This is a genomic window from Fretibacterium sp. OH1220_COT-178, from assembly GCF_003860125.1.
Taxonomy (GTDB): Bacteria; Synergistota; Synergistia; order Synergistales; family Aminobacteriaceae; genus CAJPSE01.
In genome coordinates, this window is sequence record NZ_RQYL01000047.1 from 1 (window position 1) to 5,119 (window position 5,119).

Here is a 5,119-nt window from a genome sequence, read left to right on the forward strand (position 1 = left end):
CCTGTCTCCTACGGGCATATCGATCCCTCCCTGCTCCTTCCCAATGGCCTCAATCCCTCTCGTCATAAAACCCTCTCTCGGCCCCGCAGAACCCGGGAAGGTCCCCCTCCATGCGGACGGTGCGCACCTTCATCCAACTCTTCACGATGCTCCAAGCGCGAGCTCCTTAGGAATATCCGCAATATTCACGGCCACACGGAACGCCTCCGTCATGAAGACATCCTTCTCCGCCCGCACCGATATCGCATCGATGGAATTGCCCAGCGTCGTCCCCGTCAGAAGATCGCTGTCCAGACTTTCCCCAAACTTATTGTGAAGCATTCCGAGATACAGCGTGGAAAGGCTCTTTTGAGACATCGCGTTGTCCTCCTATCGTGTCTTTTCATCCAAAAGCAACAGGCCCCAGAGACCTTCCGGCGCCGCCGCGACGATGCCATGAGAAGAGGGGGTCAGCCCGGAGAATTCCGGAGGAAGAAGCCACCTTCCCCTCTTATCGACGAGAAAGTAGTAGGGCAGGCCATTTTCCCTGCGCGTCACTCGGCTTCGCAGGACATAGCCTCCCTCGTCGCCCGTCAAAGGCTCCGCCAAAATCCAGGGGAACTCGAACGCGACCTCCCCTTTTTCGTCCAAAGCCTTCGTCATCCCATCCTCCTCCACGAAGACGAGGCCCCCTCCATAAAAAGGCGTCAAGAGGACGGGAGAACCTTTAGCATACCGGTCTTTAGCATACCGGGGTTCCACCACAAACCTGAGGGTCGCGTCCATAAAGCCGACTTTTCCCTCGACGGTCTCCACCTTGAGGAGACCGTCATTGTCTGGCAGGATGCTTTTATACTGCGGGGGCACAATAACCCGTTCCTTCCGGTCCATCACCCCCATCAGGCCCTCCGTCGTCTCAAACGCCACATAGTCATTAAAACAGGCTAAAAATCTATACTTTTCTCTGATAGGAATGACAGATTTGCCATTCCTATCGATCACGCCCCAACAGTCGCCGCTTTTGACGTCCGTCCAATTCCCCTCAAAAGGGGACGCGTAACTGTAAACGGCAGGGATCCGGATCTTGCCCGAAAGATCCAGAAAACCATACCTGCCCTGAGCGTCCCGAAACGACACCCGTATATCCTTCTTCGAGCCCAACAAAGGGTCCCTGACAAGACGGGTTCCCTTCTGAGGAGCGATGACCGGCCGGCCCTTAGGGTCGATAAGCCCCCAAACGTTCTCGCTGACCTCGACGTAGGCCATTCCGTTCCGAAACGGATCGGCTCCGAAATATTGAAAATCCACGACCACCCTGTCCGCACTGTCCACGTACCCCCACAGTCCATCTTTCTTCACCGGCCACAGGCCCTCCGAATAAGCAAATGCCCTTTCGTACTTGGGCTCGATCAGCCACTTGTAGGAAAACGTTTCTTCCTTTTCCTCCCAGGCCCACGACATGCCACACACACAGAAAAGCAATGCCGCCATCAATAAAACGGACATCCGAACCCCAAACATTCGCCTTTTCATTTCCAGTCTCCGCTCCTTTTTTCGCAACGTTTTCCCCCGCCCTCATTCCACCGGCAGGATTGCAGAAAAACAACCTTCACGCCGAGTCTTTGTCGGAATTTCCCGTTCCGTCCTCCGCCAGTTTCTCCGCGTATTCTCTATAAAGGCCGGAATAGTACGCCCCATCATAGCGATGTTCCCGAGACCCCGGAGGGACAGGCGTTTCGGAGAGCTTCAGATCGCAGACCCGCGTCCCCGCAAGACGGTCATGAACGCAGCGCCCCGATCCGAACAGCCCCGGGAGCACGTCGATCAGCAGGACCGCCACCGCAAGCTTCGCATAGATACCCATTTCCGAACGAGGTTCGGCATACCAGGAGATGAACAACAAGGTGACGAAGAACAAAAACGGGAGCTCCCTTAAGAACAGACGGCCGAAACCGACGGAGGCCGAAGGACAAGACCTGTCCTCAGGCGTAATACGGATTTGAGTCATTCTCTTGCCGAGGGTCTGCCCCGAACGGAACAACCCCCAGCTATTGCACAAAAGCCAGATGCACGAGACCATAAAAAAACCGGTGAGCAACAAGAACCCAACGTTGAGGACATGGGCATCGATCAGGAACACCCTTATCCTGAGAGAGCGCAGAAAGAGATTGAAGACAAATCTCGCAAACGGTTCCCGTACAGGACCTGTAAAACGATCAAAAATAAGAAACAGAATGATAAAATCCAGTGCTCGCGCGACCAATCGGATAACCAGCGATGCCGTCCCTGGCGATTCCGATTCTCTCTCCGGCTCCTCCCGTTTGGCTTCCGATACGTTCCCTCCCGTCGGTTCCAGTACCGTCTCGTCCATCGTATTGCCCCCTGTCCGGGTGAAAGTGGTATTTTTCGCTTCAATGCTCCGACTTCCGTTTTGGATGCTGTCCGTTGTGGCTCCCGCTCACGCTCCGCCCCAAAGACCGAAGTTTGCCGCCCTTGCAAAAGTGGTGAAAGTGGAATGGTCCATGATCGATTTTGAAATGAAATGAAAAGGAATGCCGACGAAAAAGTATCAAATATTCTTGACGCCGTCAATGGAGGGATAATAAAGATAAGTTTGTTTGAAAAAACATACGCGGGGACTTCCCTGTTTTCCCGTCTCAAGCGCACTTACGCAGCACGTCCTCCTCGTCCAGTACCGTGGAGTTCACGATCGTGTTGGTCGAGGGATCGGGAATCGCATCTCCGGACTTACGCCCTGCCGACATTCTCACGGTCTTTGCTATACTATGGACGGGCAGGGGCAGCCGAGGAAATGCGGATCGAGGTGGAACCATGGCTCGTGAGGAAAAGAGTAATGAACCAAGCTCCGGGGGAAAGTACGGCGCCGAACCCCGCCGTGACGATCTGCTCTGGAAGGATTTGCTGGCTCGGTTCTTCGTCCCCATGCTCCAATCTCTGCTCCCCGACCTGGCACGGGATATTGACGGGGAAAGAGAGGTCGTCTTCCTCGATAAGGAGTTACGCCGACTGGCCCGTTTCACCCGGCAGCCGGAGGGTGGGGAACCGGACGCGAACCGCTTCGTCGACCTCCTGGCGGATGTTCCGCTTCGCTCCGGGGAGAACGCTTGGATTCTGCTCCATGCGGAGGTACAGGGACGTGGCGGCAACGAGGACTTTCCCTTACGGATGCATCGTTATCGGGGACTGCTGGAGGGTCGGTATCGAAGGCCCGTGATCGCTTTAGCCCTCCTTATCGAACCCTTGTCAAAAGCTCAGTCCTCAGGGGCCTACCGCTGGGAGGGCTACGGAACCAGGGTGAGTTACGAGTTCCCGGTCTTCAGGATCTACGAGGGGGACGAGGAATCGCTTAAAGCAAGTGAGAATCCCTTCGACTGGGCGCACCTTGCAGGCCTTCGGGCCTGGAAGAGCCGGGGCAGTGAGGCGCGAAAGCTGGACTACCTCAAGGAGATGCTGGAACTTCTGGACGAGCGGGGATGGTCTCACGCGGACAAGGCGCAGCTTCTGGTGTTTATGGAGGGTGTGATTCACCTCACGGAGGACGAGAGCTCCCGGGAATACGAGGAATGGGAGAATAAGCTGGAACAGGCGAAGGAGGCGGGACGAATGTACGTCAGCATCATGGAACGAAAAGGGATAGAAAAAGGCATTCAGCTCGGCGAAGCAAGAGGCATTCAACTCGGCAGAACCGAGGGTATTCAGCTCGGCAGAACCGAGGGCATTCAGCTCGGCAGAACCGAAATAGCACGAAACCTGCTTCGGATGGGATTGGACTCGACCAGAATCGCCGAGGCTACTGGCCTGACTTTGGAGGAGGTCAATGATCTGAAAAACATGGAGCGAGCCTAGTTCGGCCGTTGCTGCGGAACGTCAGCCCATCGGGCGTCACCCCGTCGCCGAAGCGCAGGCCGTTCGCCTCGTCCGGCCTGCCGCCCGAGTAGTGCTTGCGGAACAGAAAATCCGCCTTGCTGTTCCAGAAGATGTACTCCCCCTCGACGTTCAGGCGCTCCTTGACATGGGTGACAATGTTGTCGATGATCCGGTTATAGAAGTCCTCCACGGTCGTATGCTCCCGGATGAACTCCCTGTACGGCTCCGCCATCTTCGCCCGCTTCTGCTCCACGGTGTATTGCGCATCGTGCGCCAGGATCTCGTTGACGTCGTTCAAGGAGGACGAGATTTCTTCCCTAAAGGGGGCGTCTTTATATTCTATCTTCCATTTTGCAAGCAAATCCCTATAGGCGATAAGCTCGGTCCTCACGAAGGAGAAGACGTCCTTTTCCTTGAAGTCCGGAAAGACGAGCTCCTTGATGGTAAGGTTCCGGGCCGCCGCGGCCTGGCTCTTCGGAAGGTCGACCTTCCCCTCCCTAATGGTATCCAAGACGACATCCTTCATCACTTCCTCATTCCAGTTCTTATAAAGGTCGTAGTCGTCATCCTTTGAATCGAACAGCGCCCTCTTTACAACCGCAACCACCCCATCCAGGAAGGCTGCAGACACGGACTTGACCTTCAAGGCCAAATCTCCGCAGAAAGACCAAAATGTCTTGTTGGAGGCCTTGGTGGCCAGATCAAAAGGCAGGGTGGATCGTGTGGGCCAAGGCTCGTCTCCTTTCCTGTGTATCGTGATGAACCTCTTCTGGCTCAGGTCCATGTTCTCGGGCATCAGGGCCTTGAAGTAAACCTCAAAAAACTTCTTCGTCACCTCATGATTCGACAATATCGACATGCTTCTCCCTCCCTTTGGCTAAAACTCCGTCCCGAAAGCTTTTCCCGTCTCTTCACTGTCCTATGGTCAGGGAATGCTCAGATAGCCGAATTTTCTTTCCTCATACCACGGGACCTTTTGCCTCACTCTCACCAACAACGTGCCGTTCACGACTTCTTTCACCCCTATAGGCTCAAGCCACGTCGGCAGAGGGTACAATTTACCCGTTCGGTCGATAAGGCTGTAGTTCTCGTGTTCATCCTCTACCACCATGTACCCCTCGCGGTACGCACCGCGGGGCGCCTCAGAGAACTGAAAGAGAACCTTCCCCGTCTCGTCGATCACCCCAAACGCGTCCTTGGTGGATTCGGGGTCGGAGAGAGCCACCGACGCCAGCCCCTCGGAGAACCGGTA

Annotated in this window: 6 protein-coding genes; 1 reads left to right on the forward strand and 5 read right to left on the reverse strand. The window is 55.4% G+C overall.

The window, feature by feature from the left end:
- Positions 1–141: 141 nt before the first annotated feature.
- From EII26_RS12575 to EII26_RS12585, 3 genes are all read right to left on the reverse strand, one after another.
- Positions 142–357 (reverse strand): hypothetical protein, encoded by a 216-nt coding sequence (locus EII26_RS12575; protein ID WP_124889503.1) that lies wholly within the window; start codon positions 355–357, stop codon positions 142–144.
- A 12-nt stretch (positions 358–369) separates the two neighbouring features.
- The gene (locus EII26_RS12580) at positions 370–1,470 is read right to left on the reverse strand and encodes a WG repeat-containing protein (protein ID WP_233572754.1); all 1,101 of its coding nucleotides are present in this window, start codon (positions 1,468–1,470) and stop codon (positions 370–372) included.
- Positions 1,471–1,588: 118 nt separating this feature from the next.
- Entirely contained in the window at positions 1,589–2,350 is a 762-nt protein-coding gene (locus tag EII26_RS12585) for an RDD family protein (protein WP_124889505.1), read from the reverse strand.
- 461 nt (positions 2,351–2,811) lie between these two features.
- Here EII26_RS12585 and EII26_RS12590 point away from each other — a divergent pair, with 461 nt between their 5' ends.
- The gene (locus EII26_RS12590) at positions 2,812–3,846 is read left to right on the forward strand and encodes a hypothetical protein (protein ID WP_124889506.1); all 1,035 of its coding nucleotides are present in this window, start codon (positions 2,812–2,814) and stop codon (positions 3,844–3,846) included.
- On the opposite strand, the gene EII26_RS12595 is transcribed toward EII26_RS12590, so the two are convergent.
- Positions 3,815–4,726, reverse strand: a complete 912-nt coding sequence (locus EII26_RS12595; protein ID WP_124889507.1) for a hypothetical protein — start codon at positions 4,724–4,726, stop codon at positions 3,815–3,817. The genes EII26_RS12590 and EII26_RS12595 overlap by 32 nt on opposite strands.
- Positions 4,727–4,792: 66 nt before the next feature.
- A partial coding sequence (locus tag EII26_RS13205) for a hypothetical protein (RefSeq protein WP_199735219.1) occupies positions 4,793–5,119 on the reverse strand: 327 nt, incomplete at its 5' end.

Bases quoted from the DNA above. Each gene is read 5' to 3' on its own strand.
- EII26_RS12590 (WP_124889506.1), top strand. From the start codon at position 2,812: ATGGCTCGTGAGGAAAAGAGTAATGAACCAAGCTCCGGGGGAAAGTAC.
- EII26_RS12585 (WP_124889505.1), bottom strand. From the start codon at position 2,350: ATGGACGAGACGGTACTGGAACCGACGGGAGGGAACGTATCGGAAGCC.
- EII26_RS12575 (WP_124889503.1), bottom strand. From the start codon at position 357: ATGTCTCAAAAGAGCCTTTCCACGCTGTATCTCGGAATGCTTCACAAT.
- EII26_RS12580 (WP_233572754.1), bottom strand. From the start codon at position 1,470: ATGGCGGCATTGCTTTTCTGTGTGTGTGGCATGTCGTGGGCCTGGGAG.
- EII26_RS12595 (WP_124889507.1), bottom strand. From the start codon at position 4,726: ATGTCGATATTGTCGAATCATGAGGTGACGAAGAAGTTTTTTGAGGTT.